The 25,798-nt window shown below is 43.9% G+C and carries 26 protein-coding genes; 11 read left to right on the top strand and 15 right to left on the bottom strand.

Features of this window, described 5'->3' with window-relative positions; translation table 11 throughout:
- From J1N09_RS13640 to J1N09_RS13630, 3 genes are all read left to right on the top strand, one after another.
- A partial coding sequence (locus J1N09_RS13640; protein WP_265200789.1) for a gliding motility-associated C-terminal domain-containing protein occupies positions 1 to 2,919 on the top strand: 2,919 nt, incomplete at its 5' end.
- 54 nt (positions 2,920 to 2,973) lie between these two features.
- Complete coding sequence (locus J1N09_RS13635) at positions 2,974 to 3,918, top strand: type IX secretion system membrane protein PorP/SprF (RefSeq protein WP_265200788.1); 945 nt, start codon at positions 2,974 to 2,976, stop codon at positions 3,916 to 3,918.
- 11 nt (positions 3,919 to 3,929) lie between these two features.
- Positions 3,930 to 5,906, top strand: coding sequence for an OmpA family protein (locus J1N09_RS13630; protein WP_265200787.1), 1,977 nt, complete (start codon positions 3,930 to 3,932; stop codon positions 5,904 to 5,906).
- A gap of 224 nt (positions 5,907 to 6,130) precedes the next feature.
- Here the strand turns inward: J1N09_RS13630 and J1N09_RS13625 are convergent, their stop codons facing one another.
- Positions 6,131 to 6,397, bottom strand: a complete 267-nt coding sequence (locus tag J1N09_RS13625) for a hypothetical protein (RefSeq protein ID WP_265200786.1) — start codon at positions 6,395 to 6,397, stop codon at positions 6,131 to 6,133.
- Positions 6,398 to 6,581: 184 nt separating this feature from the next.
- Here J1N09_RS13625 and J1N09_RS13620 point away from each other — a divergent pair, with 184 nt between their 5' ends.
- Together J1N09_RS13620 and J1N09_RS13615 are read left to right on the top strand one after the other, a co-directional pair.
- Positions 6,582 to 7,352: a helix-turn-helix transcriptional regulator gene (locus J1N09_RS13620; protein ID WP_265200785.1), complete on the top strand. Its 771-nt coding sequence runs from the start codon at positions 6,582 to 6,584 to the stop codon at positions 7,350 to 7,352.
- Positions 7,353 to 7,354: 2 nt separating this feature from the next.
- Complete coding sequence (locus J1N09_RS13615) at positions 7,355 to 8,011, top strand: DUF2461 domain-containing protein (RefSeq protein WP_265200784.1); 657 nt, start codon at positions 7,355 to 7,357, stop codon at positions 8,009 to 8,011.
- Here the strand turns inward: J1N09_RS13615 and J1N09_RS13610 are convergent.
- Positions 7,985 to 9,238, bottom strand: a complete 1,254-nt coding sequence (locus tag J1N09_RS13610; protein WP_265200783.1) for a 3-deoxy-D-manno-octulosonic acid transferase — start codon at positions 9,236 to 9,238, stop codon at positions 7,985 to 7,987. The two genes, J1N09_RS13615 and J1N09_RS13610, sit on opposite strands and share 27 nt — an antisense overlap.
- A 148-nt stretch (positions 9,239 to 9,386) precedes the next feature.
- Here J1N09_RS13610 and J1N09_RS13605 point away from each other — a divergent pair, with 148 nt between their 5' ends.
- The 3 genes from J1N09_RS13605 (at position 9,387) to J1N09_RS13595 (ending at position 11,849) form a co-directional block, all read left to right on the top strand.
- Positions 9,387 to 10,544 (top strand): DegT/DnrJ/EryC1/StrS family aminotransferase, encoded by a 1,158-nt coding sequence (locus tag J1N09_RS13605; RefSeq protein WP_265200782.1) that lies wholly within the window; start codon positions 9,387 to 9,389, stop codon positions 10,542 to 10,544.
- A complete protein-coding gene (gene galE, locus J1N09_RS13600; protein WP_265200781.1) occupies positions 10,544 to 11,566 on the top strand; it encodes a UDP-glucose 4-epimerase GalE in 1,023 nt (340 codons plus the stop codon). Before J1N09_RS13605 ends, galE begins: the two co-directional genes overlap by 1 nt.
- A 91-nt stretch (positions 11,567 to 11,657) precedes the next feature.
- Positions 11,658 to 11,849, top strand: coding sequence for a hypothetical protein (locus tag J1N09_RS13595; protein ID WP_265200780.1), 192 nt, complete (start codon positions 11,658 to 11,660; stop codon positions 11,847 to 11,849).
- Between the two features lie 27 nt (positions 11,850 to 11,876).
- Here the strand turns inward: J1N09_RS13595 and fabD are convergent, their stop codons facing one another.
- Genes fabD through J1N09_RS13575 form a run of 4 tightly spaced genes read right to left on the bottom strand, consistent with a single transcriptional unit; the run spans position 11,877 to position 14,557 of the window.
- Positions 11,877 to 12,761 carry an ACP S-malonyltransferase gene (gene fabD / locus J1N09_RS13590; RefSeq protein ID WP_265200779.1) on the bottom strand — a complete coding sequence of 295 codons (885 nt, stop codon included), beginning with the start codon at positions 12,759 to 12,761 and terminating at the stop codon, positions 11,877 to 11,879.
- A gap of 34 nt (positions 12,762 to 12,795) precedes the next feature.
- On the bottom strand, positions 12,796 to 13,641 hold the full coding sequence (locus tag J1N09_RS13585) for a fructosamine kinase family protein (protein ID WP_265200778.1): 846 nt from the start codon (positions 13,639 to 13,641) through the stop codon (positions 12,796 to 12,798).
- An 8-nt stretch (positions 13,642 to 13,649) separates the two neighbouring features.
- Positions 13,650 to 14,132, bottom strand: coding sequence for a dihydrofolate reductase (locus J1N09_RS13580; protein ID WP_265200777.1), 483 nt, complete (start codon positions 14,130 to 14,132; stop codon positions 13,650 to 13,652).
- Positions 14,129 to 14,557 carry a 2TM domain-containing protein gene (locus J1N09_RS13575; protein ID WP_265200776.1) on the bottom strand — a complete coding sequence of 143 codons (429 nt, stop codon included), beginning with the start codon at positions 14,555 to 14,557 and terminating at the stop codon, positions 14,129 to 14,131. Before J1N09_RS13575 ends, J1N09_RS13580 begins: the two co-directional genes overlap by 4 nt.
- A 62-nt stretch (positions 14,558 to 14,619) precedes the next feature.
- On the opposite strand from J1N09_RS13575, the gene J1N09_RS13570 reads away from it, so the two are divergent.
- Complete coding sequence (locus J1N09_RS13570) at positions 14,620 to 15,699, top strand: aminotransferase class V-fold PLP-dependent enzyme (RefSeq protein WP_265200775.1); 1,080 nt, start codon at positions 14,620 to 14,622, stop codon at positions 15,697 to 15,699.
- A 5-nt stretch (positions 15,700 to 15,704) separates the two neighbouring features.
- Here J1N09_RS13570 and J1N09_RS13565 read toward each other — a convergent pair whose 3' ends face one another.
- The 9 genes from J1N09_RS13565 to J1N09_RS13525 form a co-directional block, all read right to left on the bottom strand.
- Complete coding sequence (locus J1N09_RS13565) at positions 15,705 to 16,676, bottom strand: L-histidine N(alpha)-methyltransferase (protein WP_265200774.1); 972 nt, start codon at positions 16,674 to 16,676, stop codon at positions 15,705 to 15,707.
- A gap of 16 nt (positions 16,677 to 16,692) precedes the next feature.
- On the bottom strand, positions 16,693 to 17,856 hold the full coding sequence (egtB, locus tag J1N09_RS13560) for an ergothioneine biosynthesis protein EgtB (RefSeq protein WP_265200773.1): 1,164 nt from the start codon (positions 17,854 to 17,856) through the stop codon (positions 16,693 to 16,695).
- A gap of 93 nt (positions 17,857 to 17,949) precedes the next feature.
- The gene (locus J1N09_RS13555) at positions 17,950 to 18,429 is read right to left on the bottom strand and encodes an energy transducer TonB (RefSeq protein WP_265200772.1); all 480 of its coding nucleotides are present in this window, start codon (positions 18,427 to 18,429) and stop codon (positions 17,950 to 17,952) included.
- A gap of 1 nt (position 18,430) precedes the next feature.
- Positions 18,431 to 18,862, bottom strand: a complete 432-nt coding sequence (locus J1N09_RS13550) for an energy transducer TonB (protein WP_265200771.1) — start codon at positions 18,860 to 18,862, stop codon at positions 18,431 to 18,433.
- A gap of 11 nt (positions 18,863 to 18,873) precedes the next feature.
- Positions 18,874 to 19,698: a thymidylate synthase gene (locus tag J1N09_RS13545; RefSeq protein WP_265200770.1), complete on the bottom strand. Its 825-nt coding sequence runs from the start codon at positions 19,696 to 19,698 to the stop codon at positions 18,874 to 18,876.
- Between the two features lie 102 nt (positions 19,699 to 19,800).
- The gene (locus tag J1N09_RS13540; RefSeq protein ID WP_265200769.1) at positions 19,801 to 21,636 is read right to left on the bottom strand and encodes a nucleoside transporter C-terminal domain-containing protein; all 1,836 of its coding nucleotides are present in this window, start codon (positions 21,634 to 21,636) and stop codon (positions 19,801 to 19,803) included.
- Positions 21,584 to 22,207 (bottom strand): bifunctional nuclease family protein, encoded by a 624-nt coding sequence (locus J1N09_RS13535; protein ID WP_265200768.1) that lies wholly within the window; start codon positions 22,205 to 22,207, stop codon positions 21,584 to 21,586. The genes J1N09_RS13540 and J1N09_RS13535 overlap by 53 nt, the downstream gene beginning before the upstream one ends.
- Before the next feature lie 93 nt (positions 22,208 to 22,300).
- The gene (locus J1N09_RS13530; RefSeq protein WP_265200767.1) at positions 22,301 to 23,260 is read right to left on the bottom strand and encodes an electron transfer flavoprotein subunit alpha/FixB family protein; all 960 of its coding nucleotides are present in this window, start codon (positions 23,258 to 23,260) and stop codon (positions 22,301 to 22,303) included.
- 2 nt (positions 23,261 to 23,262) lie between these two features.
- Positions 23,263 to 24,003, bottom strand: a complete 741-nt coding sequence (locus J1N09_RS13525) for an electron transfer flavoprotein subunit beta/FixA family protein (RefSeq protein WP_265200766.1) — start codon at positions 24,001 to 24,003, stop codon at positions 23,263 to 23,265.
- Between the two features lie 256 nt (positions 24,004 to 24,259).
- Between J1N09_RS13525 and J1N09_RS13520 the strand changes: the two genes are divergently transcribed.
- Complete coding sequence (locus tag J1N09_RS13520) at positions 24,260 to 25,237, top strand: pyruvate dehydrogenase complex E1 component subunit beta (RefSeq protein ID WP_265200765.1); 978 nt, start codon at positions 24,260 to 24,262, stop codon at positions 25,235 to 25,237.
- 93 nt (positions 25,238 to 25,330) lie between these two features.
- On the top strand, positions 25,331 to 25,693 hold the full coding sequence (locus tag J1N09_RS13515) for a four helix bundle protein (protein WP_265200764.1): 363 nt from the start codon (positions 25,331 to 25,333) through the stop codon (positions 25,691 to 25,693).
- The last annotated feature ends 105 nt before the right edge of the window (positions 25,694 to 25,798 follow it).

The raw sequence follows: 25,798 nt of genomic DNA, 5'->3' as shown, positions 1-25,798 counted from the left end.
GGTGATGAGATCATCGATGGTACCGATCCAACCGATCCTTGTGACTTTATGCAAACCAGTCAGAGCGTGCCAACTACAGCGGCATGGGAAGCTCTTGATTGTGATGGCGATGGTGTAACCAATGGACAAGAAATTATAGATGGAACAGACCCACTCGATCCTTGTGATCTTGTTGGGGCCAGTCAGAATACAACGCCAACAGCAGCCTGGGAAGCTCTGGACTGTGATGGTGACGGTGTAACTAATGGTCAGGAGATCATCGACGGAACCGATCCTGTTGATCCTTGTGACTTTGTACTTGCAAGTCAGAATACTACTCCAACTGCAGCCTGGGAAGCCCTTGATTGTGATGGAGACGGTGTTACCAATGGTCAGGAGATCATCGACGGAACCGATCCACTTGATGAGTGTGACCTGGTAGCGGCTAGTCAGACGGTACCACCAAGTGCGGCATGGGAAGCAGGTGATTGTGATGGTGACGGTGTAACTAACGGTGATGAGATTACCGATGGAACCGATCCAACCGATCCTTGTGATTTCCAGCAAACGAGTCAGAGTGTGCCAACTACAGCAGCATGGGAAGCTCTTGATTGTGATGGCGATGGTGTAACCAATGGACAAGAAATTATAGATGGAACTGATCCACTAGATGAGTGTGATCTGGTATATACAAACCAAACACTTCCACCAAGCGCAGCATGGGAAGCCCTGGACTGTGATGGTGACGGTGTGACCAACGGTCAGGAAGTTATCGATGGAACCGATCCTGTTGATCCTTGTGACTTTGTACTTGCAAGTCAGACAGTGCCTCCAACACAGGAGTGGCTTGATCTGGATTGTGATGGTGACGGAGTAACGAATGGTGATGAATTGAATGATGGTACGGATCCACTAGATGAATGTGACCTTGACTTCACGAGTCAGACAGTACCACCTAGCCAGGCATGGATAGACGGAGATTGTGATGGTGATGGTGTAACCAATGGTGACGAGGTCATCGATGGTACCGATCCAACCGATCCTTGTGACTTCATGCTAAGCAGCCAGACTGTTCCAACAACAGCAGCCTGGGAAGCTCTAGACTGTGACGGTGACGGTGTAACTAACGGACAGGAAATTATAGACGGAACTGATCCACTTGATTTCTGTGACCTGGTAGTTGCTAATCAAACTGTTCCTCCAACTCAGGCATGGAATGATGCCGATTGTGATGGCGATGGTGTGACCAACGGTGATGAAGTTATTGACGGAACCGATCCGGTTGATCCTTGTGACTTTGTATTGGCAAGTCAGACGGTTCCTCCAACACAAGAATGGTTAGACCTGGATTGTGATGGTGACGGAGTGACGAATGGTGATGAAATAAACGACGGTACAGACCCACTTGACGAATGTGATCTTGATTTCACGAGTCAGACAGTACCGCCAAGCCAGGCATGGATAGATGGAGATTGTGATGGTGACGGTGTTACCAACGGAAACGAAGTAATAGACGGAACCGATCCTGTTGATCCTTGTGACTTCATGTTAGAGAATGCAACCTTACCACAAACGATGGAATGGGAAGCTCTTGATTGTGATGGTGACGGTGTTACCAACGGACAGGAACTAATAGACGGTACAGATCCTCTTGATGAGTGTGATCTTATCTATACAAGTCAGACAGTACCACCTAGCCAGGCTTGGTTAGACGGAGACTGTGACGGTGACGGTGTAACTAACGGTCAGGAAGTTATCGACGGAACCGATCCGGTTGATCCTTGTGAATTCATCCTGGAAAACCAAACTGTAGATCCAACACAAGAATGGCTAGACCTTGATTGTGATGGTGACGGAGTTACTAATGGTGACGAGGTGAACGATGGTACCGATCCGCTAGACGAATGTGATCTTGATTGGATGAGTCAGACAGTGCCACCTAGCCAGGCTTGGTTAGATGCAGACTGTGACGGTGACGGTGTAACCAATGGTCAGGAGATCATTGATGGAACCGATCCGGTTGATCCATGTGATTACGATCCACTAAGTCAGGACCTATCACTTACAAGTGAAGAGTGGGATGCTCTAGACTGTGATGGTGACGGTGTTACCAACCGTGACGAAATAAACGACGGAACTAACCCACTTGATCTTTGTGACTTTGTACTGGCTAGCCAGACAGTTGATCCAACACAAGAGTGGCTGGATACCGACTGTGACGGCGACGGCCTGACCAACGGACAGGAGATCGCGATAGGAACCGATCCACTTAACCCGGATACCGACGGTGACGGAGTTATCGATGGTGACGAGGTGAACGACGGAACCGATCCGCTTGATCTTTGTGACTTCGTATATGAGAGTCAGACATTCCCACCAAGTGTAGAATGGCTGGAGACTGATTGTGATGGTGATGGAGTATTGAACGGTGAAGAAGTAAACGACGGAACCGATCCAACAGACCCATGTGACTTCCTAGTGGAAAGCCAGGATCTGTCGATCGTGACCCAGGAGTGGTTAGAGCTTGATTGTGATAACGATGGAATTGCCAACGGTGATGAACTAGGTGACGATAACGACAATGGAATCATTGACTATATCGAGCCTAACAACGGTAATCCGAATTCGGAAGATAACCTGGATGTGTTTGATATCATGACGCCAAATGGTGACGGATTGAATGACGTGTTCGTGATCCGAGGTATCCACAGATATCCTAACAACACTCTAGAGATATTCAACCGATGGGGTGTGAAGGTATACGGAGTTGAAGGTTATGGTCAGAACGATAAGTTTTTCCGAGGAATTTCAGAAGGACGTGTAACCATAGACCAGGGTGAGAAGTTACCAGTAGGTACATACTATTACGTTCTTAACTATGTGAACGACAATGGTGAAACTAAACAACTCGCTGGACCACTTTATATAAACAGAAGATAAAAATCAAAGATAATGCCTGCCGGGTGAGGACCTGGCAGGCCTAATATTAAAACTATGAGAAGATTTTACACAACAGTTTTAGTACTACTTTGCCTGGGAATCCATACGGAGAGCACCTTTGCGCAACAGGATGCCCAGTACACTCAGTATATGTACAATCCTTTGAGTGTAAATCCTGCATATGCGGGTACAAGAGATGTGCTTAGTATTGTTGGCTTGTACAGAAGTCAGTGGGTAGGCCTGGACGGAGCTCCAACCACCCTGAACTTCGCTATGCACTCGCCTATAGGTAAAAAAGTAGGGCTCGGATTAAATGTTACTCGCGACGAGATATTCATTGCTGAAGAGACCTATATAGATATTGATTTCAGCTATACCTTAAACACTTCGGAAAGGGGACGATTAGCCCTCGGAATTAAGGGTGGGGCCCATCTTCTGAATATAGATAGCAACAGGCTCAATACAGGTCCGTTTAACAACGGTGATCCGGGTACTGAGATAAATATTGATAATAGATTCTCTCCTCAGGTGGGCGCCGGTGCCTATTATTACACCGATAAGTTCTACCTGGGTGCCAGTGTTCCGAATATCCTGGAGACTGAGCATTTTGATGAGTCGTCTAACTCTAACAACTCCAGTGCAACAGCCGAAGAACGAGTTAACTTCTACCTGATGAGTGGTTATGTTTTTGATGTTTCAGAAGGACTAAAATTCAAACCGGCTGTGCTTACCAAGATCGTTCAGGGATCGCCTTTGCAGGTTGATATGTCTGCAAACTTCCTGATCGAGGATAAACTTACTTTGGGAGCTGCCTATAGATGGAGTGCTGCACTTAGTGCACTGGTAGGTTTCCAGGTAACAGACCAGGTGATGGTTGGATTTGCGTACGACAGGGAAACTACAGACCTACAACAATATAACGACGGTTCTTATGAAGTATTCCTTCGATTCGAACTGTTCAAGAGAGATGAAGGAATGAAAAATCCACGATTCTTTTAATAATTACGGCTATGAGATTACGACTAAACTATTTTATACTGATTATTGCCGGACTATTGTTCACGGCCAACGATTCAATAGCCCAGGAAACTTCCTCTTCGGCTAACAATAAAGAAGCGAAAGGAGATTCCCACTATAGCAACTTTGCATTCATAGATGCCAGGGACTCTTACATCAAAGCCGTTGAGAGTGGCTACCGCTCGGTGAATGTGCTATCACGATTGGGAGACTCTTACTACTTCAATGGGGAGTACGAAGATGCCGCCAAATGGTATGGAGCCTTGTTTGAATTTACCGATGAGATTGAATCTGAATATATCTACAGGTATGCACAATCGCTTAAAACCATCGGAAAGTATGCAACTGCCGACAGGATAATGGACAAACTTAACGAAGTTGCTTCAACCGATGATCGTGCCGAGTTGTTTTCAGAAGAAAGAAATTATCTCAAGCTCATTGAGCTGCAATCCGGAAGATTTAATGTGTTTACGGTTCCTTTCAATTCTGAATTATCAGATTTTGCACCAACGCTTAACGGAGGCGAAGTAATCTTCACTTCCAACAGGAAAACGCGAACCGCATCGCAACGACTGCACGATTGGAACGACCAGCCGTTTTCCGAATTATACAGTATTACGGTAAGCGAAGAAGGTGAGCCGAATCGCTACCGAAGCAAAGTAAATTCCAGGTATCATGAATCTTCCGCTGTCTTTACCAAAGATGGCCAGACCATGTATTTTACCAGGAATAATTATACCAAGCGCAAGCGAGGAAAAAATGGAGAGGGTAAGACCTTATTAAAATTATACCGATCAAAAAGAACTGAGAAAGGCTGGAGCGAATCAGAAGAGCTTCCTTTTAATAGCGACGAATTCTCCAACGGACATCCGACGCTAACTGCTGACGGGAAACACCTGATCTTCGCGAGTGACAGACCCGGAGGAGAGGGACAAAGCGACTTGTACAAGGTGAAGATTGAAGGAGATAGCTTCGGAGAGCCTGAGAGCCTTGGAGATGCGGTGAACACAGAAGGACGTGAGACCTTCCCATTCGTGGATACTAACGGTGACCTTTATTTTGCCTCCGATGGACATGTAGGTCTTGGAGGACTTGATGTTTTTGTTGCTGAAATGAATTCCGAAGGAAACTACGAGAAAGGATTCAATATTGGAGCGCCAATTAACAGTAAGGCAGACGATTTCTCTTTTGTTATCAACAGCACCACCGGATTGGGTTATTTTGCTTCGAATCGTGAAGGTGGAAAAGGAGAAGATGATATTTATTCATTCGAACAAACGGCGCAGTTGATCAAGAACTGTCGACAGTCACTAAGCGGTGAGGTTAGAGATGAAGATTCGGACGATCTCATTACCGATGCGAAAGTCGTGCTACTCGACAATGATAATAATGTACTCGAAGAGACGAAGTCCGACATGAACGGTGCTTTCTCTTTCGACGTGATCGAATGTTCAACCGGATACGCGATAAGAGCTTCGAAGGAGGATTTCTCTACGGCTGAAAAATCGTTTGTGACTTCAGGGGAATACGAATCTGAAGTTAAGAAAACGCTTTACTTACTTTCAGAAGAAGATAGAGAGATCCGTGATGCCAAGGTAGGAGAAGACCTGGGTGTGTTACTTAACCTGAACCCGATCTACTTTGATCTTAGTCAGTCGTATATCCGTCCGGATGCACAGATCGAATTATTGAAGGTCGTTGAGGCTATGAATAAATTCCCTAACCTTAAGATCGATGTGCGATCTCATACGGACAGTCGTTCGAGTGACGCCTTCAACCTGAGGTTGTCGGAAGCCAGGGCGCAATCTACCATAGATTATATTGTAGGAGCGGGAGTTAGCCGCGATCGCATTACCGGAAGAGGTTATGGGGAATCGCAACTGCTGAATCGCTGTGCGAACGGCGTGACTTGTAGTGAAGATGAACACCAGTTAAACCGACGATCTGAATTTATAATTGTTCAGAAGTAAGAAAATAAAAAGATCAATAGGGGAGATTCATCAACTGATTGTAAAAGACGATATGCTTATCTGCTCAATTACCCAACTGCATTAACATATCTCGAAGTAATTAGTGGATTGACCTAAATCAAAGACTCTTGGGAATTTCCTGAGAGTCTTCTTTGTTTACTGAGTTATTCCAATAAAAAAAGCCCCGTTAAACGGGGCTTCTTTATACTCTTGATTTTAGGATCTTAATTGCCTCCTGCAGCTTCTTCAACTTCTTCAACTACATTTTCAACAGCTTCTTCCACTTCTTCAGCAGCTCCTTCAACCTCTTCCGCAGCTTCTTCCATAGCGTTTTCAACTTCTTCTGCAGCTTCGTTAGCAGATTCTTCAGCCTCTTCCATTACATTTTCAACTTCCGTTTCCATGTCTTCGGCTTTCTTTTCTGTCTCTCTACAAGAGTATACAGCAAATACCATCGCCAAGGCTGCCAGTGATACAAATAATTTTTTCATAAGTGATAGGATTAGTGATTAATAGGTGATAAAAGTAACTAATTTTTTAAAGAGAATAACTCAAAATTTTATCATTTCATCGAAAGCTTATCTCTGAATGTCAATTAATTAAGTCGGAAGGATCCAATCCGGAATAATTCCTGAAGGCACTTGGAAATATTCCAAAATGTTGTATATTCGAAATATGGAAAAAAACATACCCGTTGAAGCCAGACGTTTTAAGAAAGTGCGGGAAGAACAGCACCATACTCAACAGTCTTTCGCAGAATTGTTGGGGATTGGAACTACCACCGCTGATATCGAACGCGGGAAAACAAAGATCTCGGGAAAAGCTGTGATGGAATTGTTGCGGCAATTCAGAATAAATCCACTTTGGTTGTTTGGAAATAGCTTTACGCAATATGTAGATCTGAGCGGAGGCGATGTGAGTCCGAAAGTTATCACAGTCGACGCAGAAGACAATGATAACATCCTTCTAGTGAATCAAAAAGCTGCGGCTGGTTATCCACACAATATTCAGGATGTGGAATGGTATGGGTCACTACCATCTTTTTCAATTCCTTTACCCGAATACCGCAATGCCACCTACCGTGGTTTCCAGGTGGAAGGAGACAGTATGCTACCCAATATTAGGCCGAATGAGTGGGTCCTGGGACGAGCTGTACCAAGCATTTCCGAAGCAACAGATAGCCGAATTTACATTGTCGTGCTCATGGATTCCGTTCTCGTTAAAAAATTACAGAAAGTGCCGAATGCGCCGGATAGAGTTCGCCTTGTATCCCTTAATCCGGAGTACCTCCCTATCGATGTTGAGGTAAAAGATATTCAGGAATTGTGGTTGGTTAACAGTAAACTCACCTTTGGTCTGGAAGAACCAACCGACAGCAGTTTACTTCGGCAATTGCAGGCATCCATGGAGGAACTAAAAGGCCAGATTCGTCACCTCAACACGTAATAATGGGCTTTCAGGAACTATTCGAATTCCTTCAACGACTTCAGAAAAACAACTCCAAAGACTGGATGGATATCCATCGCAAGGAATACTTCGCTGTGCGTGATTTCTTCATTGCATGGTTGGATCGTATGAATGAACAATTGGCAGCCATAGATGATGATTACTTCGATACCCCCGGCAAAAAAGCCATAAACCGTATTAACAATAATTTGCTCTATCACCCAAACCGGCCGGTCTACAAAGATCATTTTGGCGCAGGTCTTGACCAGGTAAGCAAGCAAGGGGATTTTTATATCGAGCTGGGAGTGGAACAATCCTTCATAGGCGGAGGTTACTGGCACCCGTCTTCCGATCTTTTGCGCCGAATAAGAAATGCCATCGACTACAATGGCGAAGAATTAAAAGCAATCTTAAAGAAACCTTCGTTCCGTAAAATGTTTGGTGAAATGGTGGAAGATGATCCTCTAAAGACTGCTCCAAAAGGCTTTTCAGTGGATCACGAACATATTGATCTTTTGCGAAGACGGTCATTTGCCGTAGTACATCATCTATCAAGAGGAGAGATTGTGAGTTCCGATCTAGAGAAGAAAGTTATTGAAATCTACAAAGAGATGCTCCCGTTCCGGAGGTATTTAAATGAGGCTGTCACCGTGGAGTGACGATATATGTTTCATGATAATCTCTGTGGCCCCGGTGTTGCTATTCACGAAATGACCACAGATCATTCCTGTTTTATTCCTGAGATCTTTATCGCGAATTAGCTTATTCATTATGCTGCTTAATTCTTCTGAAGTACTCACGCTGAATAGCCCTGCCAGGGACTCGAGTCGGATGGCTTCCGGAAATTTCTTGTAATTCTTCCCAATAATAATAGGAACTCCGAAAGTAGCCGGTTCCAGGATGTTGTGTAGTCCGGAAGTGCCCATTCCTCCTCCTACGTACGCCATATCCGCATAGCTATACACCCGGGTTAGTAACCCAATGGTATCCAGGATAAAGACGGAGGCATTTTCGAGATCTTGCTTTTCCATTGCTGAATAGCATACGGAAACTTTTTTCAGTTTGTTTCTGAAAAGTTCAATTTTGGATGCATCGATAATGTGAGGCGCGATCACAAATTTCACATTAGAATCGGATTCGTTGATAAAGTTGAGTAATAATGCTTCATCTTCGGGCCAGGTGCTTCCGCACACCACGCAAAGATTCTCACCTTTGAAGGTTTCGATATAGGAAAGTGTGTTGTCCTGTTCTATTTGCCTGCAAACCCGGTCGAAACGAGTATCACCGCTTAGGCTCACATTATCGATCTTTATAGAATTCAATAAATCCATCGATTCTGTATTCTGAACAAAGAAGTGATCGATGGTTGCCAGGGCTTTTCGCATAAAGAATCCCCTGGGTTTAAAGAAAACCTGGTTCGGACGGAACAAACCCGAGATAAGTAAAGAAGGTATTTGCCGTTCTTCCAATTCGAATAGATAATTTGGCCAGAATTCATATTTTACAAATATGGCCAACGAGGGATGTACTAGCTTGAGAAACTTTCTTGCATTTTTTTTGGTGTCCAAAGGAAGGTAGCAAACTACCTCGGCGAGTTCAGTATCTTTTCGAACCTCGTACCCGGAAGGCGAGAAAAATGTAAGAACCAGTTTGTACCCTGGGAATAGTTCCCGTACCGACTCCATGATAGGGAGGCCCTGCTCATATTCACCCAGGGAAGCACAGTGGAACCATATTGTTTTGTCGTTGGTCTCAATGTTTTCCGATAAGCGATCCATCACATCCTTGCGCCCTTCAATGAATTGCTTCATTTTCATACTGAAAATGGAAGATCCCCACAGAAAAGGATAACTCATGTGGGTAAGAAAGTTGTAGAGCGATCGCATCAGGACAAATTTACCAAAATTCAATTTGTCAAAAGACCAGGGTCTAATTTCAGAAATTTCAAGGTAAAGCCATGGTTAAATACGGTCACACACACCAAGAACAACAAAACAATTTCGTAAGTTTGACAACAAAATTTTCATTGATACGATGCGTAAAATTCAGATGGTAGACCTTAAGGGTCAGTATGAAAAAATAAAGGAGCGTGTGGATAGTTCGATACTGGAAGTTGTGGAGTCGAGTGCCTTTATTAACGGCCCTGAGGTTCATAAATTTCAGAAAGAACTGGAAGAGTACCTGGGTGTAAAACATGTTATCCCATGTGCCAATGGCACGGATGCCCTGCAGATTTGTATGATGGGTCTTGGACTTAAACCCGGAGATGAGGTGATCACTGCCGATTTCACCTTTGCTGCTACCGTTGAAGTGATCGCGTTACTGGGACTAACACCTGTACTGGTAGACGTAGACCCACTGAATTTTAATATCGATGTTGAGGCCATTAAACGAGCTATCACGCCAAAAACCAAAGCCATTGTGCCTGTCCACCTGTTCGGTCTACCCGCGCCGATGGACGAGATCATGGCACTGGCTGAGGAGCACGATCTTTATGTGATTGAGGACAATGCCCAGGGAATAGGTGCTACTTATACTTCTAAGGATGGAACCAAAACAATGACCGGCGCTATTGGTCATGTAGGTTCCACTTCATTCTTCCCCTCCAAGAACCTGGGATGCTATGGAGATGGAGGCGCCATATTTACCAATGACGACGACCTGGCACATACCATACGAGGTATTGTAAATCACGGCATGTACGTTCGCTATCATCATGATGTGGTTGGAGTAAACTCACGACTGGATTCGATCCAGGCAACCGTACTTCGGGTGAAACTGCCGAATTTGGACGACTATAACAAAAGCAGGCGCGAAGCCGCTAAAAAATACAACAAAGCGTTTACGGGCATAACGAATATCATCACACCTTCGGGTCCCTGCGAAGATGCAAACCCTGTTTGTGATACCTGTGATTGCCATGTGTTTCACCAGTATACCCTACGTGTTCAGAACTGTGATCGTGACGCCCTGGTTACGCATTTGAACGAGCAGGGAATACCTTGTGGAGTGTATTACCCGATACCGCTGCATCTTCAGAAGGCCTACAAAGACGAACGCTACAAGGAAGAAGATTTTGGAGTAACCAATCAGCTGGTGAAAGAAGTGATCTCATTACCTATGCATACCGAGCTGGATGATGAGCAAATTGAATTTATCACAAGTACGGTAATTAACTTTGTAACAAGCTAATGAAAAAGATCCTCGTTACCGGTGGCCTCGGATATATCGGCTCGCACACGGTGGTCGAGTTGCAAAAAGCAGGTTTTAAAACAGTTATCATTGACGATCTGTCCAATGCATCAGTTGATGTATTGGATGGCATAACCAATATCACAGGAGAACGTCCTGATCTTGAGATCCTGGATCTTAAGGAAAAGGAAGCCGTTTCCGAATTCTTCAACAAGTACACGGATATAACCGGAGTGATACATTTTGCCGCGAGCAAAGCTGTAGGTGAAAGTGTTGAGAATCCATTACTCTACTATGAAAACAATGTGGGCACGCTGGTTTATTTGCTGAAGGAATGCAGTGACAGGGGAATTAAAAACTTCATTTTCAGTTCGTCCTGTACAGTTTATGGTCAGCCGGACAGCCTTCCCATTACCGAAGATGCTCCTGTGAAACCTGCTTTGTCCCCTTACGGAAACACCAAACAGATCAGCGAAGAAATATTGGCCGACCTTTGTAATGTTTCGGATATCCGATCAATATCACTGCGCTATTTTAATCCAATTGGAGCACACGAATCGGCCGAGATAGGCGAATTGCCATTGGGTGTTCCACAAAATTTAGTGCCTTTCATTACCCAGACTGCGGCTGGCGTTAGAGAACAACTTTCCGTGTTCGGTGATGATTACCCAACTCCTGATGGTAGCTGCGTTCGGGATTATATTCATATCGAAGACCTGGCAGAAGCCCATGTTGTGGCTTTGAAGCGATTACTTTCAGAAGAGAATAAAGAACGCTTTGAAATATTCAATATTGGAACAGGTAAAGGCAGTTCGGTACTAGAGGTGATAAGATCCTTCGAGGAAGCAACCGGTTTGAAACTCAACTACAAGATCGTGGACAGACGCCCCGGTGATGTAACCAAAGTCTATGCCGATACTACAAAAGCGAATAGCGAACTTGGTTGGAAAGCTTCGCGCAGCATAAAAGATGCCCTGTCATCCGCCTGGGAGTGGGAGAAGCAGGTTCGCGGGATTGATTAAGCCATCTTAACAAGACTTTAACGGCATTTTAACCCTGATATCTTGCTATTGAAATTTCATCTTGCTTCTTTTGCGAAAAGCGAATTCGATTATGAAACTAATTTCCGTAAAACGACAAGTAAAAAGAGAAAAGCGATTCACTGAGAAAATGGGTATGCTTACTACAAGGGTAGTTTATATTAAAAAAGCCTTTCTATCTATTCCTTATAAAACACTTCACAAATACAGGGAGACCTACTACGGTGAAATCAAAGATTGTGAAGATTGTAGATTATCAGCCTAATATATAATAATCATTAGGTTGATAAGATTATTGAACTTCGGCTTTCCCCGTTTCCACAGATCGATCAATCTTACGCATTAATCCCTGCAATACATTGCCTGGTCCAACTTCAGTAAAGGAAGTTCCGCCATCGGCGATCATCTGCTGAATACTTTGCGTCCATTTAACCGGTGCGGTCAACTGAAGCATTAGATTCTTTTTTATTTCTGAAGCATCCGTCACCGCCGTTGTGCTCACATTTTGATAGATAGGGCAGGCTGGTGCCCTAAACTGTGTATTTTCAATGGCAGCCGCTAGTTCTTCACGCGCGGGTTCCATCAACGGACTGTGAAAAGCACCTCCTACCGGTAAGATCAACGCACGGCGGGCTCCTGCTTCGGTAAGGGTCTCACAGGCTTTGCCAACGGCATCTATCTCTCCACTTATTACCAGTTGTCCGGGACAATTGTAGTTAGCAGCTACAACAATGCCTTCGGTTTCTGCACAGATGCGTTCAACTACCTCATCTTCCAGTCCGAGAACAGCCGCCATGGTAGAAGGTTCCAGCTCACAGGCCTTCTGCATGGCCTGAGCGCGCTTGGAAACAAGAGTTAATCCATCGTTAAAGGCAAGGGTTCGATTCGCAACTAGTGCTGAAAATTCACCCAGGGAATGCCCTGCAACCATATCAGGTTGAAATGCGTCCCCCATCACTTCGGCAAGTATGGTAGAGTGAAGAAAAATGGCGGGTTGGGTAACCTTAGTTTCTTTGAGTTCTTCAGCACTGCCCTCGAACATGATTTTTGTGATATCAAAGCCAAGTACCTTGTTGGCTTCTTCAAAAAGTTCTTTGGCTCGGCTTGAATTTTCGTATAGGTCGAGCCCCATTCCGCTGAATTGAGCTCCCTGTCCTGGAAATAAATATGCTTTCATTGTCTTTGGTTGAGGTTACAAAAATACAGCAATCTTAAGAATATTTTGCAATGGCCGATTTCACCTGGCCGAGGTATCCACTTCCGAATAGATTAAGATGCACCAACAGGTAATAAAGCTGCCATAATGAGGTTCGTTCCCTCCATTCTGAAACCAGCGGATAGACTTCGTTATAGGCCGAAAACACCTCTTCCGGAAATCCCCCGAACAATTGCATCATTCCCAGGTCCATCTCTCGAATCGAATAAGCCACGGCAGGGTCTATCAGCACTGGCTCGCCTTTGATATCCACCATATAGTTTCCATTCCAAAGATCGCCGTGAATTAGCGCTGGTGGTTCATCGGGTATTATTTCTGAAACGGTTTTATAGAAACCATCCGTTTCGAATGAAAGTTTGCCGCTGTCCTGCGCCATTTTGAATTGTGGTTCCAGTCTTTGGGTAATGTAAAAGTCGGTCGGGGTAGTAGCCGATGAATTTGGCTGAGGTAGGCTGCCAATGTAATTATCGATGTCGAGTCCGAAAGAATCCCGGGTATGCTTATGAAGCCGCGCAAGATTTTGTCCGAAATCGATCCAGAAATCATTTTTTCTAGCTGCCGAGGGAATATATTCCAGTAGCAGGAAGGAATCATCCTCGATTACTCCATGTCCAATTACCTTCGGAATACGTAAGGTGTTTGTTTGCCCCAACAATTCAAGGCCTTGTCTTTCAGCTGAGAACATACGCGGATAATCTGCCTCGCTGTTGATCTTTGCAACGATCTTTTCATTAGCACATTCAAGTAGAACAACGGTATTGATGTCACCACCAAACAATCTATGGTGTGATTGGATATTCAACCCGTGATTTTCGGCGATCTTTCTTAATAAGGACTCCAAGTCTGTAATTACCTGCGTATCCAGGTTTCGTATGTGAAGGCGTAATCATGCCTGTCGTCGATAGGATGATAGTGTTCTTCCGCCAGTTCCCAGTGGCTTTCCGGAATGTCCGGGAAGAAGGTGTCCGCATCAAAAGTTCCGTGTACCCGTGTGAGTTCGATCTTCTTTGCAACAGCCATTCCCTGTTCGTAGATCTCTCCACCACCAATGATAAATGGTTGTGGATCGGGTTTTGAGCTTTCCAGCGCTTCCTCTATGGAATGAACTACTCTGATACCGTCACTGTTGAAGTCTTTATTTCGACTAATAACAATATGCGTTCTGTTGGGTAGCGGACTGGGGAAGGACTCAAAGGTTTTGCGCCCCATGATGATATGATGGCCGGTAGTAAGTTGTTTAAATCTTCTGAAATCATCTGGCAAGTGCCACACCAGCATATTATTGAGGCCGAGTTCATTGTTCTCTCCCGCCGCTGCAATCATTGTGATCATTCGTTCTCCGGGTTTTGAAGATTCAGCTCTTCGTTTTTTTTTACTTCCGTTTCTTTTTGAAGCAGCTTACTGTCCACTTGTTTTTGAAGCTCTGAGATTCTTTCCGTTTGCCTGGCTTTCAGCTTTTCCAGTTGCTTGTCTTCCCATTCTTTGCCCATGAATTTATTCATGATGAATACATTCAGAAGATGCACCAGGAATAGGAATGCCCAGATAAGTATGGCCCATACAAACCAGTTTTCTATAAAGAAATCTTTACCAATTCCCAAAACCGGGTTGATGATAATTAGCAGCAGAGATCCAGCCAGGAATACGATGAAATGCCGCATTAGCTTTTTCTTCTGAACGATCCTCTTACGAGCGTATTCGTACTGTAAACGCTGCTCGTGGTCGAATTCTTCGGTTTTTTTGTTTTTTGAAAACATGCGCACTACTTTTAGGCTATTGTAAAAATATTGAAAAATCGCGGGTTTACCTGCCTTATCTGATGGAAGATTTTAGAAAAGAGTTCCCCGTTACCGAAAGCTACACTTATCTCAATACTGCTTCCTGTGGCTTGTTTTCAAGGTCTTTGGTAGCATGGCGGCATCAGCACGATCTCAACCTCATGGAAGGTGGAAGTATTTTTCGCGATAAGCACAAAGCTCATATTCGTGAGATAAGGGGTAGATTAGCCGATTTTTTATCCACACCAGAAGATACCATAGCCCTTGTTCCCAACTTTTCTTTCGGAATGAATACGATCCTAAGCGGCCTTCCGAAGAATAAAAAAATACTATTACTCAACGGAGACTATCCGTCCATCAGCTGGCCAGTTGAGACCAGGGAATTTGAGGTCTGCTATGCGAACATTGATGAGAACCTGGAAGGCAATATCGAGCAGGCAATGGCAGAACACCATCCTGATATCTTTGCCTTTAGTATGGTGCAGTATATAAGCGGGGTACTGATGGATACCGAGTTTCTTCACCGACTCAAAGCTTATCATCCGGATTTATTGCTAATCGCAGATGCTACCCAATATCTCGGGACCGTTGATTTCAACTTTACCGAAAGTCCGATAGATGTGATGGGAGCTAGCGCTTATAAATGGATGCTGGCAGGTTATGGCAATGGGTTTTTTATGATCAAACCGGAAGTACAGTCGCAAATTCTTCCTCGAACCATAGGGTACAATTCGGCCGATTTCACCTTCGGAAATAAGGACGAGATCGGTTTGATTGGTCATATGGAGCCGGGACACCAGGATACACTAAACTACGGGAGCCTGGGAGAATCGGTTGCCTTCCTTCAGAATATAGGAATGGAAGAGGTTGAGAATCATCTTTCCAGCCTGAAATCTGAAGCTAAAAAGGAATTTGAAAAACGCGGGTTGTTAGAAAAAGCTGTGACTGTTAGAGAAAACCACTCCACGATCTTTAATCTAAAAGGTGATAAGGAATTGTTCGAAAAATTAAAGGAAAACAACATTATCTGTTCACTTCGAGGTGATGGAATTCGAGTGAGTTTTCACCTTTATAACACTATTGATGATTTAAATAAACTATTGGAAGTGATCGATCAGTGATCAATTCATTTTCTTCGGAATACATAATCTTTAAAATAATTCCTGCTATCGACGAATGAGGTCACAATTTCAAGTCCGGACTCCTCAGCGAGCCACTCCACTATCTTATAGTCGTATTTTTGAGAGATCTCCGTATGAATCGTTTCCCATGGGTCGAACTGAACTGAAAGATCTATGGCATCTATTCTAACAGACATAGCTTCTTTAGCGATGAGATAGCTCTTAGCGGTGCCTGATTCAGGATCGTAAACTTCCCAGTGTTTGAATTTATCCAAATCGAAATTTCCACCCATTTCCTTATTTATTCGTTCCAGTAAATTCTTATTAAACGTCTCAGTGACGCCGTGTGGGTCGTTATAGGCGTCAAGAATAGTCTGGGGTTCCTTTTTTTGATCGAAACCCATAAATATCAGGTCCTCGCTATTCATCGTATCTCTTAGATGGGCCAGGAAATCTATGGCTCTCGGATGTAACAGATTTCCAATGTTGGACCCTAAAACCATAATTACTTTCTTGCGCACCTTGTATAGGTGCAATCTCTCCAGGACTTCAAAATATTCTCCTTTCTCGGGATGAACCGGGACATTTGGAAGTTCCTTGGCTAGATCGTCGCGTAAGCGGTTTATAGCGTTTTCGCTAATATCAATCGGCTTGTAGATGAAATCGAACCCATCCTCGTCCAAATGACGGAGCAAGACTTTGGTTTTCTTTCCATCTCCTGCGCCAAGTTCGATCAGGTCGAATCCATGACCATTTCCACGAAACAGTTCGCAGATCGCCTTTTTGTTTTCTGTGAAGATCTCGAATTCGCTGTTTGTTAGATAATATTCCTCCAGGTCCATGATATCCTGGAATAATTTATCACCTTTTTTGTCATAGATATATTTGGAAAACAAGTATTTAGGAAATGCCGTAAGTCCGGCATACACATCCTTTTTGAATTCCGTATCCAGGATCGTTTCTGTAGTCGTGTTCATAGAGTCGTAGTCGGATTTACTTCGCTAACCTTAATCCGGTGAACTGCCAGCGTAGGTTGGTATGAAAAAAGTTTCTGTAGGTGTGTCGGGTATGTTTTTCAGGCGTAGCCACGGATCCTCCGCGTAACACCTTTTGATTCACCATGAATTTTCCATTGTATTCACCAATGGCGCCTTCAGGTTTTTTATATCCGGGATAGGGTAGATAGGCGCTTTCCGTCCATTCCCATCGATCTCCCCACTGAAAGTGCTCCTGGGCGGCTTCCCATTCGAATTCAGTTGGAAGCCTGCAGCCTTTCCACTCCGCGAATGCAAAGGCTTCAAAGTAGGAAACATGTGTTACCGAAGCGTCAGGTTGAATCTTTTTCAAACCTGCCAGGGTATATCGATACCAAGTTCCGTCGATCTTATGCCAATACATAGGTCGTTTTATGCCTTGTTGCTGAACCCAGTCCCAGCCTTCAGCATGCCATAAGCTAAAATCCTGATAGCCTCCCGCTTCAATGAATTCAATGAATTCAGCATTGTTTACCAGTTTGTTTGAGATTTCGTAATCGTGAAGGTAGACCTTATGGTGTGCTAGTTCATTGTCATAGCAAAATTCGTCGCTATTATGGCCAATTTCATATATCCCCTCGTCCATTGCAATCCAGGTTGAAGGTGTTTCATCAATGGAATCTTCTTTAAAGTCTGAATTATATACCGGAAGCAGTGGATTGTTCCCGAGTATGTATTTTATATCGGTAAGTAGTAATTCCTGGTGTTGTTTTTCGTGATGGATCCCTATTTCAAGCAGGTTCATTATTTTTTCTGAAATCTTTTCCGAAGAAAGAAATTCCGCCAGCTCGTTGGTAACATAATGCCTGTAATCGTATACCTGGGCAACGCCAGGCCGCGAGAGGTTGCCCCGGTCGCTCCGAACTACTCGTTTCCCAACGGTTTCATAGTAACTATTGAAAACATAGGCAAAATCTTCATTGAAGATCCTGTAGTCGGGCTTATATGGTTTCAGAATAAATTCCTCGAAAAACCAGGTTGTATGGCCAAGATGCCATTTAGGAGGAGAAACATCCACTACGGGCTGGACTACATAGTCTTCGATCTCCAGGGGTTTACACAATGCTTCGGTGTGCGCGCGCGTCTCCAGGAAGAAGGAGATGCTGTTTTGGGTTTGATTCATATAAAAAAGAGTCGGAAATTTATCCCGACCCTTAAAGATATCAAATGAATTTTTGTATTGTGTTTAGAGGATGTTAAAGATTTAAACGGATAATCAACCCTTTTTTCTTTGCCTTTTTCGCTCCGGTTCTATGTCGAAAACTATTGGGAGCCCATACATAACGGAAACAATCTCACCCCTTTGATCCCCGGGCTTGAATTCGGGTAGTAGAGAAGCTACGCGGACAGCTTCCTCCTCAATTTCCGGCACCTCCCGGTAATTATTCGCTTTTATATCTGTGACTTTTCCTTCCTTAGTAATTTTGAAAATCATAGAGGTGCGATAACGTCCAGGGCTTAATCCCAGTGCTTTGATCTTTTGCAAATCAAAATTTTTTTCGAAGAATCGCTGTATTCGTTTTGAGGTGCAGGCCTTCGAATTTCTAGTATCGGATAAATCACATCCCGGATAGGCAGGTGGGGTTTCAACAATAGCAAAAGGAACAGCTGCATCTTGAACACCCTCTGTGACATGCTTTTGTGCAAAGGTTATGGAACAGCAGAGAATTAGAAGAAGGGAGAGTCGAACACCCACCTTACTTCCCGGTCTTAAAGGTAATGGGTACAGTATACTCTATCGCCTTGGGTTTGCCAGCTAACATACCAGGTTTGGCCATTTTAGGCATGGACATGATATTTCGCTTTGCTTCGGCTTGTAAGCCTTCATTTCCTCCAGTAATCTTTTTGATCTCGATAACACCTTCAGTATTCACAATAAAGGTGACTACTACACGGCCCTGAATGTTCTTTTTGTATTCTTCTGCGGGGTAACGGAAATTTTTAGCAATATGTGTTGCCAGCTGGGTGTTAAAACAGTTGTCTCGTTGAGCGGCGTTGCCTTTTTCACAGCCAGGCCATATTGGCGCCAATTCCTTCATGGTAAGTTTGTTCTTATCAAAGTTTCCCCATTCCTGGGCAAAACCATTAGTAGCCGCCAACAGGCATAGTATAATAAGTAGTTGTTTCATATGTAGGTTGTTTAAACCGCAACAGCACCTTTAATATGTGGATGCGGATCGTAATTCATTAAGGTAAAGTCATCAAATTTAAAGCCAAAGATATCTTTTACTTCCGGATTTAACAACATTTGAGGTAAAGGGCGAGGATCGCGGGACAGTTGAAGCTCCAATTGCTCCATGTGATTGCTGTAGATATGAGCATCACCGAAGGTGTGTATAAAGTCACCGGGCTCAAAACCACAAACCTGCGCCATCATCAGGGTGAGCAGTGCATAGCTGGCTATATTAAAAGGCACGCCGAGGAATACATCGGCACTTCGTTGATATAGCTGACAAGACAATTTACCATCGGCCACGTAGAATTGGAAGAACGCATGGCAAGGTGGAAGTGCTGCTTTTCCATTGGCTACGTTTTCGGAAAAAGGTTTTGAGGTGTCGGGCATTACCGAAGGATTCCATGCACTCACGATCATTCGTCGGCTATCGGGATTCGTTTTCAGTGTATGAATAACTTGCTTGATCTGGTCGATCTCCTCGCTGTTCCAGTTACGCCATTGATGACCATATACAGGCCCCAGGTCTCCGTTTTCATCGGCCCATTCGTTCCATATCCGCACCCCGTTTTCCTGCAGGTATTTCACATTGGTGTCACCATTCAGAAACCAAAGTAATTCATAGATGATAGATTTCAGGTGCAGTTTTTTCGTTGTGACCATCGGAAATCCTTCGCTCAGGTCAAATCGCATCTGGTACCCAAATACTGCTTTTGTTCCTGTACCGGTACGATCGTTCTTTTCCGTTCCGTGCTCTAATATGTGTTTTACGAGGTCGTGGTATTGCTTCATGCTGAATTAATTTCAGGAATTAAAAATATAAAACAAGTACTTTTAAAAGAACCCTTGATCGCTTCTTTTATTATAAGTTATCAACGGTTTTTATTCGGAATTTTAACCTATCAGCATTCCGGCTATGGTAGCAGTAAGCAAGGCCGCGACCGTTCCTCCAATTAGTGCCTTAACTCCGAAAGCAGCCAGTACTTTTCGCTGTGACGGCGCCAGTACCCCGATTCCACCAATCTGGATTCCGATAGAGGCAAAATTGGCAAACCCGCAAAGGGCGTAGGTGGCAATTACGATAGATCGATAGTTGGTGATAGCGCCGGTATTCTTGAGGTCACTCAGGGTGGCATAGGCGAAGAATTCGTTCAGGATGGTCTTTTCTCCCAGGAGTTGCCCCACTACTGTGATATCTTCGGCAGGCACTCCGATTATCCAGGCCACGGGTGCGAAGATATTTCCAAGGAGGTATTGCATCGATAATTCTTCATATCGCCCACTGGTAGCTTCAGCAATTTTATCGTTCAAACCGGTAGCCGAGCCGATAAGATCGGCCGAGATCCAGTTCAGTACTGCCATTAGGGATGTGAAAACCAGGAGCATTGCCCCAACATTCACAGCAAGTTTTACGCCATCTGTGGTTCCTTTGGAAATAGCATCCAGTACATTCGATCCTATTTTGTCTCTTGAAATATTCAAGGAGGTATTTACTGTCTGTACTTCAGGATACAGCATTTTGGCGATAATTATGGCAGCAGGTGCCGACATGATAGAAGCGGTAAGCAAATGTTTGGCAAAGATCACCCTTTCTGCATCACTGTCACCGCCAAGGAATGCTATAAAGGCAGCTAACACTCCTCCGGCAATGGTTGCCATGCCTCCCACCATAAGGCAGAGCATCTCACTTTTGGTCATTTTTTCCAGATAGGGTTTAACTACCAGGGGTGCTTCGGTTTGTCCGATAAAAATATTCGCTGCGGCCGCAAGACTTTCTGCACCGGAAAGACGCATGGTCTTGCTCATCACCCACGCAAAACCATAAACTATCTTCTGAAGAATCCCCAGGTAATAGAGCAGGGAAGTGAAAGCAGAGAAAAATACAATTGTAGGGAGTACTTTAAAAGCGAAAATATAACCAATGGTAAAGGATTCCTTGACAACCTCACCGTTTTCATCAATGCGCACCTGGAAGATCTCCGCCAGGTCCGGCCAGGCCCCCAGAACGAAATTCGCTCCTACGTCGGCCAGTGCCAGGAAGGCCACTACTTTTTCGGAAAACCACTCAAAAATGGTCGCGATAAAAGGAACTTTAAGCACGAGCACCGCAAAACCAAGCTGAAGTATTAGACCTGTAAGAACCAGACGCCAATTGATCTGCCTGCGATTACTGCTTAGCAGATAGCATACGAGTAACAGAAAAATCATACCCAATGCTCCTCTAAGAACACTGTTAAAGGTTATGCCCATGCCTTTGGAAGGATCGATAGCTATTCGTTTATTCTCTTTTGAAATTATAGCTGTTTCCAACTTGCCATCGGCGGCTTCGTATACGTAACGAACTTGATTTTCTGTAAATACCAGGGTACTGTCGGTATGTTGTGTGATACGATATCGACGAATGGTATCGTTGGGATGGTCGTAGAAAAAGACTAATAATTTATTTTGAAGGATATAGTCTCCAGAGGCTTTCAGACTATCCTTGGCGGCGAGTTCGTAGGTGAATTTTCCATCGCTAAAGGTGATAAAATCAACTTCCGGGTTTACTGGTACCAGCGATTGTCCTTCTTCGTTTTCAATAGAAGTAAACTTCCATCTCTGTTCGATTTCCTGTGCGAATAGCGTTCCGAAGGAAAACAGAAAAAAAAAGAGAATGGATAGTGCGCGCATGGCGGGATTACCTTTTGGAAATTTCGTCTCGTATCGCAGCGGCTTTTTCGTAATTTTCATTGGCTACGGCCTGGTCCAGCATTTCGTTCAATTCCTTCATGCTATAACCACTGAAATCTTCCCCACCCTGAGGAGTGATTGATTCCTTATCGTCACCAGTCAACAATTCCTCTATCACGGCTTCTTCTTCCACGGAAATGTCTTCTGTTTTCTTTTGAGTTTTCAGGTAAATTCCTGCTTTATCGAGGATGTTCTTGTAAGTGAAGATCGGCGCTTTGAAACGAAGCGCCAGCGCAATCGCGTCACTGGTGCGTGCATCTATGATCTCTTCTATGGTCTCCCTTTCACAAATAATGCTGGAATAGAAAACACCGTCCACAAGTTTATGGATAATGACCTGTTTCACGACTATGTCGAAGTGATCGGCAAAGTTCTTAAAGAGGTCGTGAGTTAAGGGCCTTGGTGGTTTTATCTCTTTTTCAAGGGCGATTGCAATGCTCTGCGCCTCAAAGGCTCCAATGACGATCGGTAGTTTACGATCACCGTCTACTTCACTAAGGATTAAGGCATATGCACCGTTTTGTGTCTGACTATACGATATACCTTTTATGTTCAGCCGTACTAAGCTCATTTCAGCAACAAATCTATAAGATAATAAAAGGCTGTTTAAACAAGGGATTTACTTATTTAAACAGCCCTTTTTCAAGGCACAAATTACTAAAATTTATGCGTTTTGAGCTTTAAACGCTTTTAATTTTTCTGTCAATTGCGGAACCACTTCGAAGGCATCACCTACGATTCCGTAGTCGGCTGCTTTAAAGAAAGGAGCCTCGGGATCGTTATTGATCACAACTTTTACTTTGGAAGCGTTGATTCCTGCCAGGTGCTGAATGGCACCCGAGATACCGATTGCGATGTACAGATTTGAAGCCACTGGCTTTCCAGTCTGTCCTACGTGTTCGGAGTGAGGCCTCCAGCCCATATCACTTACCGGTTTAGAGCAGGCGGTTGCTGCACCTAAGGTTTCGGCTAATTCCTCGATCAATCCCCAGTTTTCCGGGCCTTTCATTCCACGACCGGCGGAAACTACGATCTCGGCGTCGGCGATGGTTACTTTGTCTGAAGCTTTATCCACAGAAACCAATTCGTTTCCTCCCATCGAAATTTCAGCGCTAAATGAAGATACCTCGGTTGTTGTTGGATTTTCATTCACACCATAGGTGTTCTTAGCTAGGCCGATAACTTTGACGTCTGTATTGATCTCGGTGTTTGCAAAGGCTTTGTTTGTGAACACACTGTGTTTCACCGTGAATGGTGAGGCACTTCCGGGTAATTCGGTTACGTTAGCAACATAGCCGGCATTCAGATTCACTGCAACCAGTGGCGCAATGAATTTACTGTTCGCACTTGAGGTGAGTATAACTACCTGTGCGCCTTCTGCCTTGGCAGCTTCAGAAACAATTCCTGCATAGGCTTCGGCATTAAAATTGTTGAGCGTATCGTTTTCTAGGTTAAGTACTTTGGAAGCTCCGAAAGTTCCCAGTTCGGACGCATCCGTAGCATTTATAGATACTGCTGTAACACCGGTACCCAGCATATCTGCAACACCTTTCGCGTAAGAGACCGCTTCGTGTGCGATCTTTTTAAATTTTCCTCCTTCTGATTCTGTATATACTAGTACCATTTTTAAATCACTTTTGCTTCGTTGTGTAATAGGTTAACGAGGTCATTAACATTGTCGACCAATTTTACAGCTCCCTTAGGTGCTGGTTTTTCAAAAGAAACCGCTTTGGTTTCAGTATTGGCGTCAACCGGCTCTTTTACATGTAGTGGTTTTGATCGTGCCTGCATGATCCCTCTCATATTCGGGATACGAAGATCACTCTCCTCAACCAGTCCTTTTTGTCCGCCGATTACCAGGGGAAGGCTGGTTTTTATAGTTTCTTTTCCGCCATCGATCTCACGAACAGCTGTGACACCGTATCCTTCAACTTCGAGTCCGATACAAGTATTGACGAAATTCGCCCCATTTAATTTAGCGATCATTCCGGGCACCATTCCGCCGTTATAATCGATGGATTCGCGCCCTGCTATTACCAGGTCGTATCCGCCTTCCGAGATAATATTCGCCAGCTGTTTTGCTACAGAAAATCCGTCGGTAGCGGCTGTATTCACTCGAATCGCCTCATCGGCTCCTATGGCAAGGGCTTTTCTAAGAGTAGGTTCGGTTTCCGGTCCCCCCACGTTTAATACATGCACGGTTGCTCCCTGCTTTTCTTTGAACCACATGGCCCGAGTAAGGCCAAATTCATCGTTTGGATTGATCACGAACTGAACTCCGTTCGTATCGAATTTAGTATCACCATCCGTGAAGTTGATCTTAGAGGTGGTGTCCGGCACATGGCTAATGCACACTGCTATCTTCATAAAATCTTTTTTTGTGTTGAAAATTCCGGGCAAATATAGCGCAAATACGCTCCCGTTTTTTGCGCTTACGAAGATACAACTATATTCGTAAAACTCCTATGCATGCATAATAAAAATTTTAACTCAAAACGCAGGACTTGAGAAATTGCCCAATTAACAGATGGCTTTGGAATGCGGCGGTTTTTAACAATATTGTGTATCTGAAAATAATATTTGTGTTATTTTTGTCATTCTGAAATAATTCGAGAACACAGGTATGAAGACGATACAATTCCGTGAAGCGATATGCGAAGCCATGACTGAAGAGATGCGCCGCGACGAATCCATTTATCTTATGGGTGAGGAGGTAGCCGAATACAACGGTGCCTATAAAGCCAGTAAAGGGATGTTGGATGAGTTTGGACCAAAGCGTGTGATCGATACACCGATTTCTGAACTTGGTTTTGCCGGAATTGGTGTGGGTAGTGCAATGAACGGAAATCGTCCCATTATCGAATTCATGACCTTTAACTTTTCATTGGTAGGTATCGACCAGATCATAAATAACGCTGCCAAAATGCGGCAGATGAGTGGTGGTCAGTTTAATATTCCTATGGTTTTCAGAGGTCCAACGGCTTCAGCTGGACAATTGGCAGCAACCCACTCCCAGGCCTTTGAAAGCTGGTACGCCAACTGTCCCGGTCTTAAAGTAGTGGTTCCCAGTAATCCTGCCGATGCAAAGGGTCTATTGAAAAGTTCCATCCGCGATGACGATCCGGTCATCTTTATGGAAAGTGAGCAGATGTATGGTGATAAAGGGGAAGTGCCTGAAGGTGAATATCTGATTCCTTTAGGTGTCGCTGAAATAAAGCGAGAAGGAACCGACGTTACGATTGTTTCCTTCGGAAAGATCATCAAAGAAGCCTACAAAGCAGCCGATGAGCTTACCAAGGAAGGTATTGAGTGCGAGATCATCGATCTGCGAACTGTTAGACCGATGGATCACAAAACTATCATCGATTCAGTAAAGAAAACCAATAGGCTGGTAGTACTTGAAGAAGCTTGGCCATTTGGTAATGTTGCTACAGAAATAGCTTACCAGGTTCAGACGCAGGCCTTCGACTACCTGGACGCACCGGTTGTTAAGCTAAATACGGGTGATACTCCGGCGCCTTATTCACCGGTACTTTTGGCAGAATGGTTGCCAAATAGTAACGATGTTATTAAAGCAGTGAAGAAGGTTATGTACAAGTAGATCTCTACTTGCATAAATCCCAAATCACAAGCTCCAAATATCAAATAACTCTCAAATTTCAAGTTCTAACTCCCAAAATTAGATATACGGGAAATGGACAACTCGAAAAGAAAACCCTTCAATCTGGAGGAAAGGACTCTATTATTCGCCAAGAACGTTAGACAGTTCATTGTTAAGTTGCCAGGAACAATTTCTAATCGTGAAGATTCTAAACAACTTATTCGATCTTCAGGATCGGTAGGAGCAAATTATATTGAAGCAAATGAAGCTGTAAGCAGGAAGGACTTCTTATATATAATTCGATTAAGTCGAAAGGAGGCAAAAGAAAGTGTATACTGGCTTCGTTTGATATCAGGAACAAATAGACTAGAGTCAGACTCGGAGCTTTCGTCCTTGATTCGGGAAGGACAGGAGTTAAAGAAAATTCTTTCAGCCATAGTTGAAAAATCAAAGTAACAAACTTCTTGGCTTTTGGAATTTATTTGTGGTTTGTTAATTGTTTTTTGTGATTTCAATTAATACATTTCCTTCTATTTATTGTTTCTTTGCATTTCCGAAAAA

Origin of the sequence: Aureitalea sp. L0-47 (assembly GCF_026126405.1) — a bacterium.
Classification (GTDB): Bacteria; Bacteroidota; Bacteroidia; order Flavobacteriales; family Flavobacteriaceae; genus Pukyongia.
This window is presented reverse-complemented; position numbering and strand designations above follow the sequence as displayed.